The 20,942-nt window shown below is 70.6% G+C and carries 17 protein-coding genes and 2 tRNA genes; 3 read left to right on the top strand and 16 right to left on the bottom strand.

The features are described from left to right. Window positions 1–128: 128 nt before the first annotated feature. The gene (locus tag IEZ24_RS21040; RefSeq protein WP_129457021.1) at window positions 129–1,070 is read right to left on the bottom strand and encodes a GNAT family N-acetyltransferase; all 942 of its coding nucleotides are present in this window, start codon (window positions 1,068–1,070) and stop codon (window positions 129–131) included. A 77-nt stretch (window positions 1,071–1,147) separates the two neighbouring features. Here IEZ24_RS21040 and valS point away from each other — a divergent pair, with 77 nt between their 5' ends. Continuing rightward, window positions 1,148–3,778, top strand: coding sequence for a valine--tRNA ligase (gene valS, locus IEZ24_RS21035; protein ID WP_129457022.1), 2,631 nt, complete (start codon window positions 1,148–1,150; stop codon window positions 3,776–3,778). Window positions 3,779–3,888: 110 nt separating this feature from the next. Here the strand turns inward: valS and IEZ24_RS21030 are convergent, their stop codons facing one another. The 14 genes from IEZ24_RS21030 to metG form a co-directional block, all read right to left on the bottom strand. Beyond that, entirely contained in the window at window positions 3,889–4,512 is a 624-nt protein-coding gene (locus IEZ24_RS21030; RefSeq protein ID WP_191192895.1) for a hypothetical protein, read from the bottom strand. Between the two features lie 167 nt (window positions 4,513–4,679). Beyond that, window positions 4,680–5,960 carry an ATP-dependent Clp protease ATP-binding subunit ClpX gene (gene clpX, locus IEZ24_RS21025; protein ID WP_129457023.1) on the bottom strand — a complete coding sequence of 427 codons (1,281 nt, stop codon included), beginning with the start codon at window positions 5,958–5,960 and terminating at the stop codon, window positions 4,680–4,682. A gap of 147 nt (window positions 5,961–6,107) precedes the next feature. Then, a complete protein-coding gene (locus IEZ24_RS21020; protein ID WP_129457024.1) occupies window positions 6,108–6,716 on the bottom strand; it encodes an ATP-dependent Clp protease proteolytic subunit in 609 nt (202 codons plus the stop codon). Window positions 6,717–6,718: 2 nt separating this feature from the next. Next, window positions 6,719–7,339 (bottom strand): ATP-dependent Clp protease proteolytic subunit, encoded by a 621-nt coding sequence (locus IEZ24_RS21015; protein WP_129457048.1) that lies wholly within the window; start codon window positions 7,337–7,339, stop codon window positions 6,719–6,721. Window positions 7,340–7,539: 200 nt separating this feature from the next. Next, window positions 7,540–8,952 (bottom strand): trigger factor, encoded by a 1,413-nt coding sequence (gene tig / locus IEZ24_RS21010; protein WP_129457025.1) that lies wholly within the window; start codon window positions 8,950–8,952, stop codon window positions 7,540–7,542. A gap of 177 nt (window positions 8,953–9,129) precedes the next feature. Beyond that, window positions 9,130–9,202 (bottom strand) — tRNA-Pro (locus IEZ24_RS21005). A 46-nt stretch (window positions 9,203–9,248) separates the two neighbouring features. Then, window positions 9,249–9,322 (bottom strand) — tRNA-Gly (locus IEZ24_RS21000). 84 nt (window positions 9,323–9,406) lie between these two features. Next, complete coding sequence (locus tag IEZ24_RS20995; protein ID WP_242498623.1) at window positions 9,407–10,459, bottom strand: PP2C family protein-serine/threonine phosphatase; 1,053 nt, start codon at window positions 10,457–10,459, stop codon at window positions 9,407–9,409. Continuing rightward, on the bottom strand, window positions 10,456–11,373 hold the full coding sequence (locus IEZ24_RS20990) for an Fpg/Nei family DNA glycosylase (protein WP_129457027.1): 918 nt from the start codon (window positions 11,371–11,373) through the stop codon (window positions 10,456–10,458). The genes IEZ24_RS20995 and IEZ24_RS20990 overlap by 4 nt, the downstream gene beginning before the upstream one ends. Then, window positions 11,366–11,872 carry a ribose-5-phosphate isomerase gene (locus IEZ24_RS20985; protein ID WP_129457028.1) on the bottom strand — a complete coding sequence of 169 codons (507 nt, stop codon included), beginning with the start codon at window positions 11,870–11,872 and terminating at the stop codon, window positions 11,366–11,368. Before IEZ24_RS20985 ends, IEZ24_RS20990 begins: the two co-directional genes overlap by 8 nt. Window positions 11,873–12,047: 175 nt before the next feature. Continuing rightward, a complete protein-coding gene (locus tag IEZ24_RS20980) occupies window positions 12,048–12,920 on the bottom strand; it encodes an alpha/beta hydrolase (protein ID WP_224745663.1) in 873 nt (290 codons plus the stop codon). After that, entirely contained in the window at window positions 12,920–13,561 is a 642-nt protein-coding gene (locus tag IEZ24_RS20975; protein ID WP_129457030.1) for an NADPH-dependent F420 reductase, read from the bottom strand. Before IEZ24_RS20975 ends, IEZ24_RS20980 begins: the two co-directional genes overlap by 1 nt. Window positions 13,562–13,577: 16 nt before the next feature. Beyond that, a complete protein-coding gene (locus IEZ24_RS20970) occupies window positions 13,578–14,159 on the bottom strand; it encodes an LURP-one-related/scramblase family protein (protein ID WP_224745660.1) in 582 nt (193 codons plus the stop codon). Between the two features lie 13 nt (window positions 14,160–14,172). Continuing rightward, a complete protein-coding gene (gene metG / locus IEZ24_RS20965; RefSeq protein WP_129457031.1) occupies window positions 14,173–15,975 on the bottom strand; it encodes a methionine--tRNA ligase in 1,803 nt (600 codons plus the stop codon). Window positions 15,976–16,075: 100 nt separating this feature from the next. Here metG and IEZ24_RS20960 point away from each other — a divergent pair, with 100 nt between their 5' ends. Then, complete coding sequence (locus IEZ24_RS20960; RefSeq protein WP_224745659.1) at window positions 16,076–17,653, top strand: cation:proton antiporter domain-containing protein; 1,578 nt, start codon at window positions 16,076–16,078, stop codon at window positions 17,651–17,653. Here IEZ24_RS20960 and IEZ24_RS20955 read toward each other — a convergent pair. After that, complete coding sequence (locus IEZ24_RS20955; RefSeq protein ID WP_129457032.1) at window positions 17,646–18,245, bottom strand: mycothiol-dependent nitroreductase Rv2466c family protein; 600 nt, start codon at window positions 18,243–18,245, stop codon at window positions 17,646–17,648. The genes IEZ24_RS20960 and IEZ24_RS20955 overlap by 8 nt on opposite strands. Before the next feature lie 80 nt (window positions 18,246–18,325). Between IEZ24_RS20955 and pepN the strand changes: the two genes are divergently transcribed. Next, the gene (gene pepN / locus IEZ24_RS20950; RefSeq protein ID WP_129457033.1) at window positions 18,326–20,878 is read left to right on the top strand and encodes an aminopeptidase N; all 2,553 of its coding nucleotides are present in this window, start codon (window positions 18,326–18,328) and stop codon (window positions 20,876–20,878) included. Window positions 20,879–20,942 lie beyond the last annotated feature (64 nt).

The raw sequence follows: 20,942 nt of genomic DNA, 5'->3' as shown, positions 1-20,942 counted from the left end.
CAGCCGGGCATTACCGTGGGACACGAGAACCTCCGGTTGGGCGTGGGCCTTAGACAAGCCACATCCCACTCGGAGGTTCTCGCTCGTTCAACCAGGCTCGCTGCTACCAACGTCCTGGCCGGGTACAGCTAGGGCGTCGCCGGACGCCTGACGAGGTGCTCGGCCATGTCGACCACGGGCTCGTAGCCGAGCGCGGCGTAGATCTTGTTCGACGTCGGGTTGTCCCGGTCGGTGAACAGGCACATCCGGTGCCCGGCCTCGAGCCCGCGTCGGGTCAGCTCGCCCACGACGTACGACGCGATGCCCCGCCCACGGTGCTCGCGGGGCGTGTAGACCGGGCCGATCCGGGAGACGCCGTACGACGGGAGCCCGGCGCCCGTCAGGTGGGCGACCGTGCCGTCGGGCAGCTCCCACAGCCACTCGACACCCTCGCGGATCCGGACCAGCACGCTGTCGAGCGTGTTGTGCTCCCCCGAGGTCGGGTCGGGCTCGCGCCCGGCCTGCTCGTCGGCCTCCTCGTGGAACGCGGTGAACCACGCGAGCACGAGGGCAGCGTCGTCCTCCGTCGCGAGCCGCAGCCGTCCCTCCGGCGCCGGAGGCACCTCGACCGACGTGGCCTCCCACAGTCGCGTGCCCTTGTCGACGACCAGCTCACCGCCGGTCAGCTCGGCGGTGGCGCGGGCCAGCACCTCCGCGCCCGGCAGCGCACCGTTGGCCCCGCCGAGGTGCTCGCCCCGCTCGTGCAGCGCCACTGCGAGCGCGCGAGCGGCGGCGTCCGGCATGGGCATCGCGAACGTCGGGTGGGGCTTGAACGGCGCGGTGCGCATGACGGCGCTGACGGCCTCGCCGGCGGGGTCGCGCACGACGAGCCACCAGCGCTCGAACGGTGCGCCGACCCCGGCCCACGAGTCGTGGCCGTCGGCCAGCTCCCGGGCGGTCCGCTCGCTCACGCTGGCGATGACGCTCCCGAGCACGGGGTCGGTCCCGAGGAGCTGCCCGGCCGCGTCGAGGAAGGGCCGCGGGTCGTCGAAGAACTCCAGTGCGTACGCGCCGCCGAGGTCGTGGTCCATACCGGGACGCTAGGGCGCGGACGGGCCGCGCCGATACTCGTTTTCGCAGGCCGGAGGCCCGTCAATAGACTCAGAGCATGACTGAGAACCCCAGCACCCAGGCCCCGGACACTGGTCCGACGACAGCGAGCACCGACCAGCGTGCCGTCGTCGTACCGGAGCGTCCGGCGCTCGAGGGTCTGGAGGACAAGTGGTCGCGGGCGTGGGCCGACAACGACACCTACGCCTTCGACCGCACCCAGCCCCGGGAGAACGTCTACTCGATCGACACTCCCCCGCCGACCGTCAGCGGCTCGCTGCACGTCGGCCACGTCTACTCCTACAGCCACACCGACCTGATCGCGCGCTACCAGCGGATGCAGGGCAAGGCCGTCTTCTACCCGATCGGCTGGGACGACAACGGCCTGCCGACCGAGCGGCGCGTGCAGAACTACTTCGGTGTCCGCTGCGACCCGACCCTGCCCTACGACCCCGACTTCACCCCTCCGGAGAAGCCCGACCCCAAGAAGCAGGTCTCGATCAGCCGGCCCAACTTCATCGAGCTGTGCGAGCAGCTCGTCGTCGAGGACGAGAAGGCCTTCGAGGCGCTGTGGCGCCAGCTGGGCCTCTCGGTCCAGTGGAACCCGACCTACACGACGATCGGCGACCACTCCCGCACGGTCAGCCAGCGGGCCTTCCTGCGCAACTACGCCCGCGGCGAGGCGTACCTCTCCGAGGCGCCGACGCTCTGGGACGTCACCTTCCAGACCGCGGTCGCGCAGGCCGAGCTCGAGGCCCGCGACTACCCCGGCGCCTACCACCGCGTCGCCTTCCACAAGCCGGACGGCCGCCCCATCCACATCGAGACCACCCGTCCCGAGCTGATCCCGAGCGTCGTCGCCCTGATCGCGCACCCCGACGACGAGCGCTACCAGGACGTCTTCGGCACCACGGTCACCTCGCCGGTCTTCGGCGTCGAGATCCCGGTCCTCGCGCACCCCGCGGCCGAGCCCGACAAGGGCGCCGGCATCGCGATGTGCTGCACCTTCGGCGACCTGACCGACGTGATGTGGTGGCGCGAGCTCAGCCTGCCGATCCGCACGGTCGTCGGACGCGACGGGCGGCTCACGCGCGAGACTCCCGAGTGGCTGTCCGCCGAGCCCGCCGCCACGGCGTACGCCGAGATGGCCGGCAAGACGACCTTCAGCGCCCGCGAGGCGATGGTCGGCCTGCTCCGCGAGTCGGGCGACCTCGACGGCGAGCCGAAGCCGACCCAGCGCATGGCGAACTTCTACGAGAAGGGTGACAAGCCGCTCGAGATCGTCGCCACCCGCCAGTGGTACATCAAGAACGGCGGCAAGGACGCCGCGCTCCGCAAGGAGATGCTCGTCCGCGGCGAGGAGATCACCTGGATCCCCGCGCACATGAAGCACCGCTACGACAACTGGGTCGGCGGCCTCAACGGCGACTGGCTGATCTCGCGCCAGCGGTTCTTCGGCATCCCGTTCCCGGTCTGGTACCCGCTCGACGCGGACGGCGAGCCCGACCACGACCACCCGCTGATGCCGAGCGAGGGCCAGCTGCCGGTCGACCCGTCGACCCAGGCGCCCGAGGGCTACACCGAGGACCAGCGCGGCAAGCCCGGCGGCTTCGTCGGCGACCCCGACGTGATGGACACGTGGGCGACGTCGTCGCTCACCCCGCAGATCGCGGGCATGTGGGAGGTCGACGACGACCTCTTCTCGCGGGTCTTCCCCTACGACCTGGCCACCCAGGCCCACGACATCATCCGGACCTGGCTGTTCTCGCGGGTCGTCCGCGCCGACTACGAGCACCAGGTCGTGCCGTGGTCGCACGCGATGATCTCGGGCTTCATCGTCGACCCCGACCGCAAGAAGATGTCGAAGTCCAAGGGCAACGTCGTCGTCCCGACCGACATCCTCGACAAGTACGGCGCGGACGCCGTCCGCTGGCGTGCCGCGATCGGCCGGCCGGGCCTCGACTCGCCGTTCGACGAGTCGCAGATGAAGGTCGGGCGCCGGCTCGCGATGAAGGTCCTCAACGCCTCGAAGTTCGTCCTCGGCAACGTCGGCGCCACCGAGCTCAGCCCGGCCGCCGTCAGCGCCCCGGTCGACTGCGCCCTGCTGGGCCGCCTCGAGGTCGTCGTCCGTCGGGCGACCGAGGCGTTCGACGCCTACGACTACACGACCGCGCTCGAGGTCACCGAGAAGTTCTTCTGGGAGTTCTGCGACGACTACCTCGAGCTCGTCAAGGAGCGTGCGTACGACTCCGAGGGCGGACAGGGCACGGACTCGGCCCGCGCCACGCTGGCGATCGCGCTGCACGTCCAGCTGCGGCTGCTCGCGCCGTTCCTGCCGTACGCGACCGAGGAGGTCTGGTCGTGGTGGCAGGACGGGTCGATCCACCACGCGGCCTGGCCCACGGCCGCCGACCTCGGCTCCGCCGCGGCCTCGCAGCCCCTGGTGCTCGACGCCGTGGCCGCTGCCCTCACCGGCATCCGCGGTGCGAAGTCGCAGGCCAAGGCCAAGATGCGCGCGCCCCTCTCCCGCGTCGTGATCACCGGCCCGACCACGCTGATCGAGGCCGCCCAGCAGGCGCAGGACGACCTCCGCGCCGTGGGCACCATCGTCGGTGACCTCGACTTCGTCGCCGACGACTCGGCCACGGAGCTGAAGGTGACCGCCGAGCTGGCGCCCACCGAGGACTGACGCACCACGCCGCCCGGCGTGTCGGACAGGAGGAAGGGGCCGGTCGTCGTGAGCCGTACGCTCACGGGGCCGGTGCAGCCGGCCTTCGTCCTGTCCGACAGGCCGTGGGATCAGTTCTTGGCGTGACCGTTGGCGTGACCGTTGGCGTGGCTCTTGGCGGCGTGGCCGGCCGCCCTGGCCGCCTCGCGGTCTGCCTTGCGGGCAGCCTTGGCCGCCTCGCGGTCTGCCTTGCGGGCAGCCTTGGCCGCCTCGCGGTCGGCCTTGCGGGCAGCCTTCGCCGCCTCACGGTCGGCCTTGCGGGCAGCCTTCGCCGCCTCACGGTCGGCCTTGCGCGCAGCCTTCGCCGCCTCACGGTCGGCCTTGCGCGCAGCCTTCGCCGCCTCACGGTCGGCCTTGCGGTCCGCCTTCGCAGCGTCCTTGGTGTCCGACGCGACGGCGGTGGTCTGCTGGGCGGGCTGCCCGGCCGTCCGGGTCGCTGCCTGACCGGTTGCCTGCTCTGCCGCGGGGGCCGGGGCGGCGGCGACGATCGCCTCCAGCGGCTGGGCGCTCAGCTCCTCGGGGATGCTGACGGGCGCCTCGTCGGCGACCACGTCGACGGGCGGAGCGGCCGGGCTCTGCTCGACCGGCGCAGCGATGGGCTTGCCGGGCTGGACGAGGTCGTCGAGGCCGAAGCCGCGACTGACGGACAGCGACATCAGGACGGCACAGAGCACCGCCACGAGAGCGAACCCCACGAGTGGCCGCTTCTGGTCAACCCCCACCGGGTCCCCTTCCCACATGCAGACGAGACGCCAGTCTCCCCGGGCCATGACGCGTGTCCCACGTCCATGGCCCGGAATAGTCCGAAAGGACTAGGTCGGCATGGTCACAACGGGCCACGTGGGCCGGTGGGGCCGGTGGGTCAGGCGGACTTCTTCTTGCGTCCCTCGGACTCGCGGAGCACCAGGGTCGGGGCGACGTCGTCCTCGACGGTCTCGCGGGTGACGATCACCTTGGCGACGTCGCCACGCGACGGGACGTCGTACATCACGTAGAGGAGCACCTCCTCGATGATGGCGCGCAGGCCGCGAGCACCGGTGCCGCGCTCGAGGGCGGCATCGGCGATCGAGTCGATGGCCTCGTCGGTGAACTCGAGCTCGACACCGTCGAGGTCGAAGAGCTTCTGGTACTGCTTGACGAGCGCGTTGCGCGGCTCGGTGAGGATCTGCACCAGCGCCTCGCGGTCGAGCTTGCTCACGCTGGCGATCAGCGGCAGGCGACCGATGAACTCGGGGATGAGCCCGAACTTGGTGAGGTCCTCGGGGCGGACCTGGGCGAGCAGGTCGTCGGCCTCGCGCTCGGCGGCACCGCGCACCTCGGCGGTGAAGCCGAGGGACTTCTTGCCCACGCGCTGCTCGATGATCTGCTCGAGGCCGGCGAAGGCGCCACCGACGATGAAGAGGATGTTGGTGGTGTCGATCTGGATGAACTCCTGGTGCGGGTGCTTGCGACCGCCCTGCGGAGGCACCGACGCGGTCGTGCCCTCCAGCATCTTGAGCAGCGCCTGCTGGACTCCCTCACCGGAGACGTCGCGCGTGATCGAGGGGTTCTCCGCCTTGCGGGCCACCTTGTCGATCTCGTCGATGTAGATGATGCCCGTCTCGGCCTTCTTGACGTCGTAGTCGGCGGCCTGGATGAGCTTGAGGAGGATGTTCTCGACGTCCTCGCCGACGTAGCCGGCCTCGGTGAGGGCCGTCGCGTCGGCGATGGCGAACGGGACGTTGAGCATCCGGGCGAGTGTCTGGGCGAGGTAGGTCTTGCCGCACCCGGTCGGTCCGATGACGAGGATGTTGGACTTGGCGACCTCGACCACGTCGTCCTTGGCCTTGCCGGAGACCGGCTGGAGGCCGGCCTGGACGCGCTTGTAGTGGTTGTAGACCGCGACGGCGAGGGACTTCTTGGCGTGCTCCTGGCCGATGACGTAGGAGTTGAGGAACTCGAAGATCTCGCGAGGCTTCGGGAGCTCCTCGAGGCTCACCTCGGAGCCCTCGGCGAGCTCCTCCTCGATGATCTCGTTGCAGAGCTCGATGCACTCATCGCAGATGTAGACGTTGGGGCCAGCGATGAGCTTCTTGACCTGCTTCTGGCTCTTGCCACAGAAGTTGCACTTCAGCAGGTCGCCGCCGTCACCGATACGTGCCACGAGTCGTGTCCTCCAGTCTCGCCGGATGGGGGCTCCGGCACTTCACACCTTGCACTGTGCTGCCTTGCGACGAGCCCCACGACGGTACCCCGTGCCGGCCCCTTGCGGGGGCCGGACACGAGATGTCGGGGACCCTCATTTTCGCACTCAGGCGAGGGCGGGCGTGCCCTTGCGCGACTCGATCACCTGGTCGATCAGGCCGTACTCGACCGCCTGCTCGGCGGTCAGGATCTTGTCGCGCTCGATGTCAGAGCTGACCTGTTCGATGCTCTTGCCGCTCGAGTCGGCGATCATCTGCTCCAGGAGCTCGCGCATGCGCAGGATCTCGTTGGCCTGGATCTCGATGTCGGAGGTCTGGCCGAACGTGCCCTCGGTGTAGGGCTGGTGGATCAGGATGCGGCTGTTGGGCAGCGCCATCCGCTTGCCCTTGGCGCCGGCGCCCAGCAGGATCGCCGCCGCGGAGGCCGCCTGGCCCAGGCACACGGTCTGCACGTCGGGCTTGATGAAGCGCATCGTGTCGTAGATCGCGGTCAGCGCGGTGAACGAGCCGCCGGGGCTGTTGATGTAGATGCTGATGTCGGTGTCGGGGTTCATCGTCTCCAGGCACATCAGCTGGGCGATGACCGCGTTGGCCACGTCGTCGCTGATCGGCGTGCCGAGGTAGATGATGCGCTCCTCGAACAGCTTGGCGTAGGGGTCGATGCGGCGGAAACCGTAGGAGGTCCGCTCTTCCCACTGGGGGATGTAGTAGTTCATGTTCAGTCCTTCTGCGTCGAACCGGATTGGCGGGCCGGGCGGCCCTCGTCAGCGGCTTCGCGGGCGCTGGTGATGACCTGGTCGACGAGGCCGTACTCGACGGCCTGGTCGGCGGTGAACCACCGGTCACGGTCGGCGTCGGCGACGACCTGCTCGACGGTCTGGCCGGTGTGCTCGGCGATCAGGTCGAGCAGCACCTTCTTGATGTGGAGCGACTGCTGGGCCTGGATCTTGATGTCGGAGGCCGAGCCGCCCATGCCCGAGGAGGGCTGGTGCATCATGATGCGCGCGTGGGGCAGGGCGTAGCGCTTGCCCTTGGTGCCGGCGCAGAGCAGGAACTGGCCCATCGACGCCGCCAGGCCCATGCCGACGGTCGCCACGTCGTTGGGGATGTAGTTCATCGTGTCGTAGATCGCCATGCCGGCGTCGACGGAACCGCCGGGGCTGTTGATGTGGAGGAAGATGTCGGCCTCCGGGTCCTCCGCGGACAGCAGGAGGAGCTGCGCGCAGATCGCGTTGGCGTTCTGGTCGCGCACCTCTGAGCCGAGGAAGACGATGCGCTCACGGAGGAGGCGCTGGTAGATGTGGTCGTCGAGGCCATACATCCCACCGGCGCCGTTCATCTCGGGCGAGAGGGCTGGGCTGGAGTTCTGGTTCACGCTGGCGACACTAGCCGGAAGGTCGGACACTTCCACGCGCGAACCCACCCTGTTCGCCCACAGCGGATTCGTGTGCTGGGCACGTCCGACGAGGCTGACGAGCTCGCGGGACGACGAACGGCGCCCGCCCCCGGAGGGACGAGCGCCGTCGCGCGTGGTGCAGGTCAGGCCTTCTCGGAGTCCTCCGTGGAGTCCTCCGTGGTCTCCTCGGCAGCCGCGGCGTCCGCGGGAGCCTCGTCGACGGGCTCACCGATGGTGCCGTCGGGACGCAGGTTCTTCAGCTCGACCACGTTGCCGGAGGCGTCCTTGACGGTCGCAGCCTCCACGATCGTCGCGAGCGCCTTGCCGCGCAGGATCTCCTGCACGAGCTCGGGGATGTGGTTGTGCTCGAACATGTGGTTGGCGAACTCCTGCGGGTCCTGGCCGGACTGCTGGGCGCGCCGCACGAGGTGCTCGGAGAGCTCGGCCTGGTCGATGCCGAACTCCTCCTTCTTGGCGATCTTGTCGAGGATGAACTGGGCGGCGACGGCGTCGCGGACCCGGCGCTCGAGGTCGGCCTCGAACTCCTCCTGGGTCTGGCCCTCGTCCTCGAGGTACTTCTCCATGGTGATGCCGGCGAAGCCGAGCTGCTGCTCGACGTTGGCGCGGCGGGCGTTGAGCTCGTCGGTCACCATGACCTCGGGCAGCGGGATCTCGACCTTCTCCAGCAGGGCCTCGAGGACGGCGTCGCGGGCGGCGGCGGCCTGCTCGAGGCGCTTGCCGCGGCCCAGGCGCTCGCGCACGTCGGCGGTGAGCTCCTCGGCGGTGTCGAACTCCGAGGCGAGCTGGGCGAACTCGTCGTCGTACTCGGGCAGCTGCTGCTCCTGCACGGCGGAGACCTTGACGGTCACCTGGACCGGCTCGCCGACCAGGTCGCCACCGACGAGCTCGGAGTCGAAGGTCCTCTCCTCGCCGGCGGACATCCCGGCGAGCGCCTCGTCGAGGCCGTCGATCATGCCGCCGCGGCCGACCTTGTAGGACATGCCGGTGACCTCGCCGCCCTCGACGGTCTCGCCGTCCTTGGCCGCGACCAGGTCGATCGTCACGAAGTCGCCGTCGGCGGCCGCGCGCTCGACGGGAACCAGGGTGCCGAAACGCTCACGCAGCGCCTCGACCTGCTCCTCGACGTCGGCGTCGGAGATCTCGACGTCGTCCACGCTGGCCTCGAGGCCGTCGTAGGAGGGCAGCTCGAAGTCGGGCTTCACGTCGACCTCGGCGGTGAACTCGAGGGACTCGTTGTCCTCGAACTTCGTCACCTCGATCTCCGGCTGGGCGAGGGGCTCGAGGTCGTGCTCCTGCAGGGCGGCCATGTACTGCTGCGGGACGACGGCGTTGATCGCCTCGTCGAGGACCGGGCCGCGACCGATCTGGCGGTCGATGACCGCGGGCGGGACCTTGCCGCGGCGGAAGCCCGGGACGTTGATCTGCTTCGCGATCTTCTGGTACGCCGCGTCGAGGCTCGGCTTGAGCTCCTCGAAGGGCACCTCGACGGTCAGCTTGGCCCGGGTCGGGCTCAAGGTCTCGACGGCGCTCTTCACAAATGTCTCCTGATGCTGATGGTCGTGGGGTGACGTGCGGCAGCGCCCGGGCACGAGCCCGGCGACCGCAAACCCGATGAGTCTATCGACGCCGTGGGCACACGCCGAATCACGCCCGCGCGGTGCCGCAACGCCTGGGACAGGAGGCGACAGGAGGCGACGGGAGGGACAGGTGGGTCGGGGCGACAGGACTCGAACCTGCGATCTCCTGCTCCCAAAGCAGGCGCGCTAGCCACTACGCTACGCCCCGCCAAACGGGCCCTGCGCGCCTCGAGCGGGTGACGCGGGAGCCTGCTTGGAGCGGATGACGGGAATCGAACCCGCGTAGCCAGTTTGGAAGACTGGGGCTCTACCATTGAGCTACATCCGCGCGCGTCCCGACGACGTCGTGGTCGCCGGTGCGGGTGTCATCGTGCCACACCCGCGAGCGTGCGCCGCAACCGGCTCGCGAGGGTCAGCGGCGGTGGACGAGCAGCAGCGCGCGGTCGTCGTTGCGCGAGCCGAGGGCCTCGACGAGCCGGGTGGCCCCTCCCTCGAACTGACCCCGCAGGAGGTGCTCGGCCTGGCCGAGCATCCGGTCGATGCCGAGGGCGATGTCGCGGTTGCGCGTCTCGACCATGCCGTCGGTGTAGAGCAGCAGGGCGTCGCCGTGGCGCATCTCCCCCGACGTCGGCGGGAAGTCGGCGTCGTCGATGAGGCCCAGGATCGGCCCCTCGGACTCGAGGACCTCCCAGCGCCCCGAGCCCGCGTGGCGCAGGGCGGCGGGCGGGTGGCCGGCGCTGCGGATGTCGTAGTGGCCGGTCTCGAGGTCGAGGGAGAGGTGGATCGCGGTCGCGAACCCCTCGTCCCAGTCCTGCTGGAGCAGGAACCGGTTGGCGCCGGCCAGGAACTCGCTCGGCGGCAACGCGCTCAGCAGCCCGCCGATGGCCCCGCAGAGCAGCAGCGCCCGGGTCCCCGCACCCTGGCCCTTGCCGGAGACGTCGACCACGGCCACCTCGAGGCGACCCTCGACCCGGGAGGCGACGACGAAGTCGCCCGCGAAGGGGGTGCCGCCGGCCGACCGCAGCTCGGAGGCGGCGTACCACTCGTCGGGGAGGTCCGGGATGCCGCCCTGGCGCAGGATCCGGTCGCGCAGGTCGACGAACATCGTCTCGCCCTGGATGCCCGCGACGCCGAGGCGCGAGCGGCGGAAGGAGGACATCAGGACGAGGAAGCCGAGGCCGAAGATGATGATGACGGTCAGCGAGATGCGCAGGTTGATGTCCTGGGTGGGCACGACGAGCGCGAGCACCAGCAGCACGAACAGGACGAACCACGGCAGCTGCCGTGGGCCGAGGACGAGGCTCGACACGACGAGCGGCACCAGGAGGGTCACCAGCGGCGCGTCCTCGTCGAAGCGCCAGATGGCCAGGCCGATCAGGACGGTCGACACGACGAGCAGGACGAGCACGCGTGATCCCCGCGGGACGACCCGTCCCACGGCTGCGCCCAGCGATGGAGAACTCACGGCCGAGCTCCTCCCGCTGCGCCAGGCCCCTTGCTGGGAGATCGTACGGCCCGCGAGCGGAACTTCGGCTGGCATTGCGGACACCAGAAGACGTTGCGTCCGACGAGCACGCTCGTGCGGACGGTGCTGGTGCAGACCAGGCACGGCATCGACGTGCGGCGGTAGACGTACACCTCGCCCCCGTGGTCGTCGCGCCGCGGCTCGCGACCCATCGCCTCCGGGGTGTGCTCGGGACGCACCGTGTCGATGCGGCCGGTGCGCACGCCCTCGGCCATGAGCTCGACGAGGTCGGCCCACATCGCCTGCCACTGACCCACGCGGAGGGTGTTGCCCGGACGCAGCGGGTGGATGCGGTGCCGGAACAGCACCTCGGCTCGGTAGACGTTGCCGACCCCGGCGAGGACCTTCTGGTCCATCAGCAGGTCGCCGATCGCGCGAGGACTCCTCGAGATCCGCCGCCAGGCCAGGTCGGGGTCGGCGTCGGCGCGCAGCGGGTCCGGGCCGAGCCTGGCGAGCACCTGCTCCCGCTTCGCCGGACCGACGAGGTCGCACAGGATCGCCCCGCGCAGGTCCGCGTACGCCCGGGGGCGCGGGTCGCCCGCCTCGCCCGGGCCTGCGACGGTGACCAGGCGCAGGCGTACAGCTCCGACCGGGGCCGGCACCTCCTCTCCTGCGTCGAGGACGTGGACGTCGAAGCGTCCGATCAGGCCGAGGTGGACGTGGACGTAGCGCTCGCCCTCGAGCTCGACGAACAGGTGCTTGCCGGCGGACTCGGCGCCGACGAGGCGCGAGCCGTCGACCTGCTCCGCGTCGGCGGCGAAGCGCCCCTGCGGCGAGGTCACCCGGACGGCACGACCGGCGAACGCAGCGGCGAGGTCGTCGGCCAGCTTGCGGAGGGTGTGCCCCTCAGGCATCCGGCCCGCGGAGGGCAGACTCGGGCAGCGGCGGGAGCTCCTGCGTCTCGTCGTAGGTCGTCAGCTGGCCGATGCGGCGCACGTGGCGCTCGTCGCCGGAGAACGGCGTGGTCAGGAACACCTCGACGAAGCGGGTCATCTCCTCGAGCGAGTGCATCCGGCCGCCGACGGAGACGACGTTGGCGTCGTTGTGCTCGCGCGCGAGCACGGCGGTCTCCTCGGACCAGACGAGGGCGCAGCGGATGCCCTCGACCTTGTTGGCCGCCATCTGCTCGCCGTTGCCGGAGCCGCCGATCACGACGCCGAGGCTGTCCAGTCCCTCGGCCCGGTCGGCCGCCACGCCCTCTGCCGCCCGGAGGCAGAAGCAGGGGTAGTCGTCGAAGGCGTCGTAGACGAAGGGACCGTGGTCCACGATCTCGTAGCCCTGGTCGACCAGCCAGGTGACGAGGTGGTCCTTCAGGTCGAGGCCGGCATGGTCGGAGCCGAGGTGAACGCGCATGGGAGGAAGTCTGGCAGAGCCGCACGAGGCGGCCCCCAGCCGGTTCCGAGCCGCCCGGTCAGCGCGGAAGGGGCGGCACGTCATGGCGCGCGGTCGTCCGGGCAACCGGTCGCCATGACGTCCCGCAGCAGCGTCATGGCGCGCGGTCGTACGAGCGGCCGACGGCCGGCACGACTCAGCCGAGGTGCAGGTCGAGCCAGCCCGCCACCTGCCGCACCAGCGGCTCGGACGCGGTGAACTGCGCGTGCCGCCAGAAGCCGTGGGTCTGGCCGAGGCAGCGGATGCCGACGGTCTCGACCCCGGACTCGGCGATGCGACGGGCGAGCTCCTCGCCCTCGTCGCACAGGGGGTCGGCCTCCGCGGTCGCGACGAAGGTCGGCGGGAGCGTGTGCAGCCGGTCGGACAGCAGCGGCGCGAGGTCGGGGTCGTCCCAGTCGGCCTCGCTGCGGGCGTACTGCTGCCAGTACCAGGTCGCCTCGGACGCGTCGAAGCCCGACGCCGCCCCAACCTGCCACGACGGGAAGCTGTTGCGCGGGTCGAGGAACGGGTAGACGAGCGCGACGGCGTGGAAGAAGCCGGGGTTGCGCAGCGCCGCGACCAGCGCGAGGTTGCCGCCGGCGGAGTCGCCGTGGGCGGCGTACGGCCCCTGCGGACCGTGGCCGTCGCGCAGCCAGCGCACGACGGTGTCGAGGTCGTCAGGGGCCGCGGGGAACGGGTCCTCGGGCGGGCGGCGGTAGTCCACGCTCAGCACCGCGCGTCGGCCCCGGTTGGCCATCCGTCGGCAGATGCCGTCGTGGACGTCGACGTCGTTGAGGACGAAGCCACCGCCGTGGGCGTGGACGACGAGCCCCGGCATCGGGTCCGCGGGGGTGAACAGCCGGCACGGCACGCCGTGGGCGTCGACGTCCTCGACCGAGGCGACGTCCTCGCGGGGCTGGCGCAGGTTGAACCGGCGCACCTCCTCGCGGTGGGCGGCGAGGTCGAAGCCCGGCGCGCGGAGGTCGGGGCCGGTGTCGGCGGCGACCGCGGCACGGACCTCGGGGTACATCACGTCGCCCGCACCACCTTGAGGTTGAACTCGGCCGTGCCCAGCGACCCCATCAGGCGCAGCCACAGCGGCAGCCACATCTCCACGCCGCGCGAGGTCTCGATGCCGCCGAGGTCGATCACGTCGCGGTGGCCCAGCTCGGCCAGCACGCCGGTGACGAGACGCTTGGCGTCGGCGTCGTCGCCGCTGACGAAGACGCTCGTCGGCTCGGGGAGGAGGTCGGGGTGGGCCATCAGCTCGGCCGTCAGGGTGTTGAGCGACTTGACCACCCGCGCCTCGGGGAAGGCCCGCTGGACCTGCTCCCCCAGCGAGTCGGTGTCCTTGACGCTCAAGGTCGGCGGGAACCCGGCGGAGAAGTCGAGCGGGTTGGAGATGTCGAGGAGCACGACGCCGGCCAGGTCGCCGGCCTGCGCGAGCAGGTCGAGCGCACTCGCGCCGTTGCCGGCGTGCACGACGAGGTCGGCACCCGCCGTCGCCTCGGCGAACGTGCACAGCTCGACGCCTGGCAGCTCGCTCCACCCCTCGCGCGCCCGGGTCGCCGCCGGGTCCCGCGTGCCGAGGCGTACGACGTGGCCGAGCTCGGCGAGTCGTGGGGCGAGCGTGGCACCGACCGTGCCGGTGCCGAGGACTGCGACCTGCATGACGACCTCCTGGGGACTAGCGGGACATGAGCGCGTCGAGGCCCACCGCGACGGCGGCCGCCACCCGGAAGTCGACCCGCTGGTCCGGGACGGTGACGCGGTAGCGGTCGCCGATGGACATCTTGCGCTCGACGGAGAAGAGCGGGCTGCCCGCGGAGTCGACGAAGTCGAAGTGGATCGGGATGAAGTCGAGCTCCGTGAAGCGGCGCAGCAGCCCGGCGACCTGGTTGCGCTCCTGTCCGGTGCCGGTGTAGCCCGGGCCCTCGATGTGGAAGGTGGAGCGCAGCAGCGAGGCGCCGAAGTCCTTCCGGAAGAACCCGATCTGCGCCCCGGACTCGTCGGTGATGTCGTAGCCGGCATTGAGGTCGAGCTTCTTGCGGGCCTTGAAGCCGAACACGGGTCGCGCCTTGCTCGCGTCGGAGAAGAACGTGACCTGCTCCTTGAAGGCCATCCGCTTCTGCTCGGCGAGCGCCATGAGCCGCGTCGGGTTGCCGGCCTCGTCGGACTCGGAGACCTCGTAGCGGTTGACCATCAAGGTGAGCTTCTGCTTCACCACGAAGTGCGGCAGGTACATCTCGGCGGTGCTTCCGGCGGTCATGTGCCGAGCCTAGTCAGGCACCCGCGCGGGCGAGCTCTTCCTCGACCACCGAGGGGTCGAGCTTGGTGAAGACCGGCGTCGGCTTGTCGACCTTCGCACCGACGGTCACGGGCCGCGACTCCCAGGCGGGGGTCCCGGTGTACTCGCCGGTGATGATCGAGTACGACGTGTGGCCCGCGCCGTTGCCGGGCTCGAGCTCGTCCACCTGCTCGACGCGCGGCATCGGCATGAACTCGCCCTCGCCGCCCAGCACCGCGTGCACCTTGTTGGCCGAGTGCGGGAGGAACGGGGAGAGGAGCGTGTTGCAGTCGCTCACGCACTGGGCCGCGACGTGCAGGACGGTGCCGAGGCGCTCACGCTGCGACTCGTCCTTCATCTTGTAGGGCTCGGTCACGGTGAGGTACTTGTTCACCTCGCCGACCACGCGCATCGCCTCGGCGATCGCGGCCCGCAGCCGGTGCTTCTCGACGAGGCCGCCCACGGTGTCGAAGCCGCCGCGGACGGTCGCGAGCACCTGCTCGTCGACCTCCTCGAGCGCTCCCGCGGGCGGGATCTCGCCGAAGCTCTTGGCGATCATCGTCGCGGTGCGGTTGACCAGGTTGCCCCAGCCCGCCACCAGCTCGGAGTTGTTGCGGGTGACGAAGTCGGCCCAGGTGAAGGCGGCGTCGGAGGTCTCCGGCCCGGCGGCGCAGATGTAGTAGCGCAGCGCGTCGGGGCCGTAGCGCGCGAGGAAGTCGCCGACGTAGATGACGTTGCCGCGGCTGGTGGAGAACTGCGAGTCGCCGAAGGTGAGGAACTCGCTGGAGACCACCTCGGTCGGCAGGTTGAGGCTGCCGAAGGTCCCGGCGTCACCACCGCGCGAGCCCTGGCCGTTGTAGGCGAGGAGCTCCGCGGGCCAGATCTGGGAGTGGAAGACGATGTTGTCCTTGCCCATGAAGTAGTAGGACTCGGCGTCGCCGTCGTTCCACCACTCGCGCCACTTGTCCGGCTCCCCCAGCCGGCGGGCCCACTCGATCGAGGCGGAGAGATAGCCGATGACCGCGTCGAACCAGACGTAGAGCCTCTTGGTCGGCTGGTCCTCCCAGCCGGGGACGGGGATGCCCCAGTCGATGTCGCGCGTCATCGCGCGCGGCCGGATCTCCTTGAGGATGTTCTGGCTGAACTTGATGACGTTGGGGCGCCACAGGCCGGTGGCCTCGCGCTGGTCGAGCCACTCCCCCAGCGCGTCGGCGAGGGCGGGCAGGTCGAGGAACCAGTGCTGGGTGTCGATGAACTGCGGCGTCTCCCCGTTGATCCGCGACTTCGGGTCGATCAGGTCGGTCGGGTCGAGCTGGTTGCCGCAGTTGTCGCACTGGTCGCCGCGCGCCCCGGCGTACTTGCAGATCGGGCAGGTGCCCTCGATGTAGCGGTCCGGGAGCGTACGGCCGGTGGACGGGCTGATCGCGGTCTTCGTGGTCTCCTCGACCATGTAGCCGTTGCGGCGGCAGGTCTCGAACATCTCCTGCACCACCGCGTAGTGGTTGCCCGTGGTCGTGCGGGTGAAGAGGTCGTAGGACAGCCCGAGGCCGCACAGGTCGTCGACGATCACCTGGTTGTACTTGTCGACGAGCTCCCGCGCGGGCACGCCCTCGTTGTCGGCGAGCACCAGGATCGGCGTGCCGTGCTCGTCGGTGCCGCTGACCATCAGGACGTCGTGGCCCGCCATCCGCATGAACCGGCTGAACACGTCGGAGGGCACGCCGAAACCGGCGACGTGGCCGATGTGGCGCGGGCCGTTGGTGTACGGCCAGGCGACGGCGGACAGGACACGAGTCATGGCGCAAGCCTAGTGAGGCTGGCGAACCGGTTCCGAGCCGGTACCACGGCGACCGGGCGCAGCACCTTAGGGTGGCGCCGACCGGCCGCTGGGAGGTGGGATGTCGATCGACCTGGTGCTCATGCTGTCGGTGGCCGTGACCGGCGGCCTGCTGGCCCACGCACTGCGACTGCCGCCCATGGTCGGCTTCCTGCTCGCCGGGTTCGTGCTCGCCGGGTTGGGCGTGACCGGCACGCCCGCCCTGGACACGCTGGCGGACCTCGGCGTGGTGCTGCTGCTGTTCGCCATCGGGCTGAAGTTCGACATCCGCGTGCTGGTACGTCGCGAGGTGCTCGGCGTGAGCGCGGTGCACGCGCTCCTGAGCATCGTGCTGGTGCTGACCCTTCTCGCGGCCGCCGGAGCCGTCGGCGTGGGGCTCCTCGCCGACGTCGAGGGCGCCGACCTGGTGCTGGTGGCGCTCGCACTCTCCTTCTCCAGCACGGTGGTCGCGGTCAAGGTGCTCGAGGAGCAGAACGCCGCGCGATCACTCCCCGGACGCACCACCATCGGGATCCTGGTCGTGCAGGACCTGGTCGCCGTGGCCGTCCTGGCCGTCGTCGAGGGTGAGGCGCCCCGCTGGTGGGCGCCACTCCTCCTGCTCCTGGTGCCCGCCTCGTGGCCCGCGCGCCGCATGCTCGCCCGGCTCGACCACGGCGAGCTGCTCACGCTCGTCGGCGTCGCCCTCGCACTGGTCCCCGGTTACGCCCTGTTCGACGCGGCCGGGTTGAAGGGAGACCTCGGAGCCCTCGCGATCGGCGTGCTGCTCGCGCCCTCGCCGCGGGCGGAGGAGGTGGCCAAGTCCGTCTTCTCCGTCAAGGAGCTGCTGCTGGTCGCCTTCTTCCTGTCGGTCGGCCTGCACGGCGCGCCCGACGCGTCCGGCATCGCGCTGGCGGTGGCGCTGGTGGCGCTGGTGCCGCTGAAGGCCACCCTCTTCGCGCTGCTGCTGCGGGCGTGCGGCTTCCGCGTACGGACGGCCACCCGCGCGGCCGTCTCGCTCGCGAGCTTCTCGGAGTTCGCGCTCATCGTCGTCGTGGCGGCGGCCTCCGCCGGCGCCCTGGACCCCGAGTGGCTGGTCGTGGTCTCGACGGCGGTCGCGCTGAGCTTCGTCGCCGCGTCGGTGACGAGCGCGGCCGTCGACGGCGTGTCGGCCGCGGCATCGCGCCGCGTCCCCGACCCCCGACGCCTGCACCCGGAGGAGCGTCCCGTCGACCTGCGGGGTGCTGACGCCCTCGTGCTGGGGATGGGACGCCTGGGACGGGCGGCCAGCACCAGGCTCGTCGAGGGCTACGGCCTGCGGGTCACCGGCGTCGACTCCGACGCCGCGCGAGCCGGGGACCTGACCGCCGAGGGGCTGCACGTGGTCGAGGGCGACGCCACCGACCCGCTCTTCTGGGCCCGGGTCCGGGACGAGGGCACCGTGCGGCTGGTCCTCCTGGCGATGCCGTTCCACGGCAGCAACCTCGCAGCGCTCGAGCAGCTGCAACGCAGCGGGTTCGGGGGGTCGGTGACCGCCGTGACGCGCTACGACGAGGAGGTCGCCCAGCTCGTGGAGCGGGCGGCCGTCGTCGGCCTGTACGACGCGGCCGGCGCCGAGCTGGCCGACCGCGCGGTGCGCACGGCCGACCCCGGCGTCAGCTGAAGTCGAGGTCTCCCGTGCGCGAGCGCTTGAGCTCGTAGAAGTAGGGGAACTTGGCGACGGCGACGGCCCCGTCCCACAGCTCGCCGGCCTCCTCGCCGCGCGGGATCTTCGACAGCACCGGACCGAAGAACGCCGAGCCGTTGATGTGGATGGTCGGGGTCCCGACGTCGTCGCCGACGGCGTCCATGCCCTCGTGGTGGCTCTTGGCGACGGCGTCGTCGAGCGAGGCGTCGTCCCAGGCGTCGATCAGGTCGGCCGGCAGGCCGACGTCGGCCAGCGACGCGGCGACGGTCTCCTCCGAGAGCTCCTCGCCGTTGTTGTGGCGACGGGTGCCGATCGCGGTGTACCAGTCGCCGAGGGTCTTGTTGTCGTACAGCTCGGCGATCCGGATCGCCACCCGGACCGGCTTCTCGGTGCCCTGGAGCATCTCGCGGTAGTCGGCCGGGATGTCCTTGTCCTTGTTGAGGTAGGCCAGCGACATCACGTGCCACTGCACGTCGATGTCGCGGACCTGCTCGACCTCGCGGATCCAGCGCGACGTGATCCAGGCGAAGGGACAGAGCGGGTCGAACCAGAGGTCAGCGGTAGCCATGTCCACCACAAGCCCTCGCCTCGGCCACGTATTCCCCACCTGTGTGGGCCGGGCCACAACCCCGGTGGCAGGATGCCCGCATGCCTGGAACCAACCTCACCCGGGACGAGGCCGCCACCCGCGCCGCGCTCCTGGACGTCTCGGCGTACACCGTCGACCTGGACCTGACGTCAGCCACCCGACCCGAGGAGACCACCTTCGTCTCCACCACCACGCTGGAGTTCACCTGCCGCGAGCCCGGCGCCAGCACGTTCGCCGACCTGGTCGCACCGACGGTCCGCGAGATCACGCTCAACGGACGCAGCCTCGACCCCGCCACGGCGTACGCCGACAGCCGCATCGCGCTCGACGACCTCGAGGCGACCAACACGCTCGTCGTCACCGCCGACTGCGCCTACTCCAACACCGGCGAGGGCCTGCACCGCTTCGTCGACCCTGCCGACGGCAGGGTCTACCTCTACAGCCAGTTCGAGGTGCCTGACGCCCGGCGCGTCTTCACCACCTTCGAGCAGCCCGACCTCAAGGCCGTCTTCACCTTCAACGTCACCGCGCCGTCGCACTGGGTCGTGGTCTCCAACGCCGCCACCCCCGAGCCGACCGACGCCGGCGACGGTGCGTCGCTGTGGAGCTTCCCGACCACCAAGCGGATGTCGACCTACATCACCGCGATCGTCGCCGGCGAGTACCACGGCGAGTTCGACACCTACGAGGGCAAGTTCGGCACGATCCCGCTCGGCCACTACTGCCGCCAGTCGCTCAAGGAGCACCTGGACACGGCCGAGCTCGTCAAGCTCACCAAGCAGAGCTTCGCGTGGTTCGAGGAGCAGTTCGACTACCCCTACCCGTTCGGCAAGTACGACCAGCTCTACGTCCCCGAGTACAACGCCGGCGCGATGGAGAACGCCGGCTGCGTGACGCTGCGCGACGAGTACCTCCCCCGCAGCCGTCAGCCGCGCTCGTTCTTCGAGTTCCGCGCCTCGGTCATCACCCACGAGATGGCCCACATGTGGTTCGGCGACCTCGTCACGATGAAGTGGTGGGACGACCTCTGGCTCAACGAGTCGTTCGCCGAGTGGGCCTGCTACTGGTGCGAGGCCAACGCCACCGAGTTCGACGACGCCTGGACGGGCTTCGCCAACGCCCGCAAGCAGACCGGCTACCGCGCCGACCAGCTGCCCTCGACGCACCCGATCGCGGCCGACAACGTCGACCTGCACGCCGTCGAGGTCAACTTCGACATGATCACCTACGCCAAGGGCGCGTCGGTGCTCAAGCAGCTCGTGGCGTGGGTGGGCATCGAGCCGTTCCTCGAGGGCCTGCGCGCCTACTTCAAGGAGTGGGAGTACGGCAACCCCGAGTTCAAGGACCTGCTCACCACGCTCGAGAAGTCCTCGGGCCGTGAGCTCCAGGGCTGGGCGCAGGAGTGGCTGCAGACCGCCGGCGTCAACACCCTCGCGCCGGCGTTCGAGCTCGACGGCGAGGGCGCCTACTCGTCGTTCTCCGTCGAGCAGACGGCCCACGAGGACTGGCCGACGCTGCGGCGCCACCGCCTCGGCATCGGCCTCTACGACGAGGTCGAGGGCCGCCTGGTCCGTCGCGACTACCTCGAGATCGACGTCGAGGGCGCCAGCACCGAGGTGCCCGAGCTGGTCGGCGTCAAGCAGCCCGCGCTGCTGCTGCTCAACGACGAGGACCACGCCTACGCCAAGATCCGCCTCGACGAGCGGTCCATGGCCACCGCGATCTCGGCTCTGTCCACGTTCGACGACTCCCTGCCGCGCGCGCTCGTGTGGGGTGCCGCGTGGGACATGACCCGCGACGGTGAGATGCGCACCCGCGACTGGGCGGACCTCGTGCTCGCCAACATCGGCGCGGAGACCGACGCGTGGGCGGTCACCCGGATCCCGGCCTCGACCGCACTGGCCGTCAACTTCTACTCCGCCCCCGCCCACCGGTCGGAGCTGAAGGCGCGATGGGAGACTGGCCTGCGCGAGCTCCTGCTCGCCGCCGAGCCGGGCAGCGACCACCAGCTCACCTTCGCCCGGTCGTACGCCGGCGCCGCGCACAGCGACGCGGCGCTCGACGACCTGATCGGCCTGCTCGACGGGTCGTTCGAGGTCGAGGGCCTCGCGATCGACCAGGACATGCGCTGGGCGCTCATCACCGCCCTCGCCAAGCAGGGTCGCTTCGGGGACGCCGAGATCGACGCCGAGCTCGAGGTCGACAAGACCATCTCCGGCCAGGAGCAGGCCGCGGCCGCGCGCGCCGCCCAGCCGACCGCCGAGGCCAAGGCCGCCGCCTGGGACGCGCTCGTCGACCCGGCCACGCCCAACGAGACCTCGCGCGAGATCGCGTTCTCGATCTTCCGGTTCGGCCAGGAGGACGTGCTCGAGCCCTACCTCGAGAAGTTCCTGACCGCCTCGGAGACGCTCGTCGACGTGCTGGGCTTCCACAAGGCGTCGACGATCCTCGAGCACGGCTTCCCCAGGCCGCTCGGCTCGGAGGCCACGCTCGCGCGCCTCGACGAGTGGCTCGCCGACAACAAGGCGCCCAAGCAGGCGCAGCGCTACGTCGGCGAGGCGCGCGCCGAGATCGCCCGGGCCCTGACGGCCCAGCGGTACGACGCCCGCTGAGCGAGGCGTACGAACGACCGAAGCCCCCTCCCGCGAGCGGATCGCGGGAGGGGGCTTCGTCGTG

It is taken from the genome of Nocardioides ganghwensis (genome assembly GCF_014779655.1).
Lineage (GTDB): Bacteria > Actinomycetota > Actinomycetes > Propionibacteriales > Nocardioidaceae > Nocardioides > Nocardioides ganghwensis.
This window is presented reverse-complemented; position numbering and strand designations above follow the sequence as displayed.

Excerpts from the sequence above, each read along its gene's own strand:
- IEZ24_RS21040 (WP_129457021.1), bottom strand. The coding sequence starts at position 1,070 with ATGGACCACGACCTCGGCGGCGCGTACGCACTGGAGTTCTTCGACGAC.
- valS (WP_129457022.1), top strand. The coding sequence starts at position 1,148 with ATGACTGAGAACCCCAGCACCCAGGCCCCGGACACTGGTCCGACGACA.
- IEZ24_RS21020 (WP_129457024.1), bottom strand. The coding sequence starts at position 6,716 with ATGAACTACTACATCCCCCAGTGGGAAGAGCGGACCTCCTACGGTTTC.
- IEZ24_RS21015 (WP_129457048.1), bottom strand. The coding sequence starts at position 7,339 with ATGAACGGCGCCGGTGGGATGTATGGCCTCGACGACCACATCTACCAG.
- IEZ24_RS20990 (WP_129457027.1), bottom strand. The coding sequence starts at position 11,373 with ATGCCTGAGGGGCACACCCTCCGCAAGCTGGCCGACGACCTCGCCGCT.
- IEZ24_RS20985 (WP_129457028.1), bottom strand. The coding sequence starts at position 11,872 with ATGCGCGTTCACCTCGGCTCCGACCATGCCGGCCTCGACCTGAAGGAC.
- IEZ24_RS20980 (WP_224745663.1), bottom strand. The coding sequence starts at position 12,920 with ATGTACCCCGAGGTCCGTGCCGCGGTCGCCGCCGACACCGGCCCCGAC.
- IEZ24_RS20975 (WP_129457030.1), bottom strand. The coding sequence starts at position 13,561 with ATGCAGGTCGCAGTCCTCGGCACCGGCACGGTCGGTGCCACGCTCGCC.
- IEZ24_RS20970 (WP_224745660.1), bottom strand. The coding sequence starts at position 14,159 with ATGACCGCCGGAAGCACCGCCGAGATGTACCTGCCGCACTTCGTGGTG.
- metG (WP_129457031.1), bottom strand. The coding sequence starts at position 15,975 with ATGACTCGTGTCCTGTCCGCCGTCGCCTGGCCGTACACCAACGGCCCG.
- IEZ24_RS20960 (WP_224745659.1), top strand. The coding sequence starts at position 16,076 with ATGTCGATCGACCTGGTGCTCATGCTGTCGGTGGCCGTGACCGGCGGC.
- IEZ24_RS20955 (WP_129457032.1), bottom strand. The coding sequence starts at position 18,245 with ATGGCTACCGCTGACCTCTGGTTCGACCCGCTCTGTCCCTTCGCCTGG.
- pepN (WP_129457033.1), top strand. The coding sequence starts at position 18,326 with ATGCCTGGAACCAACCTCACCCGGGACGAGGCCGCCACCCGCGCCGCG.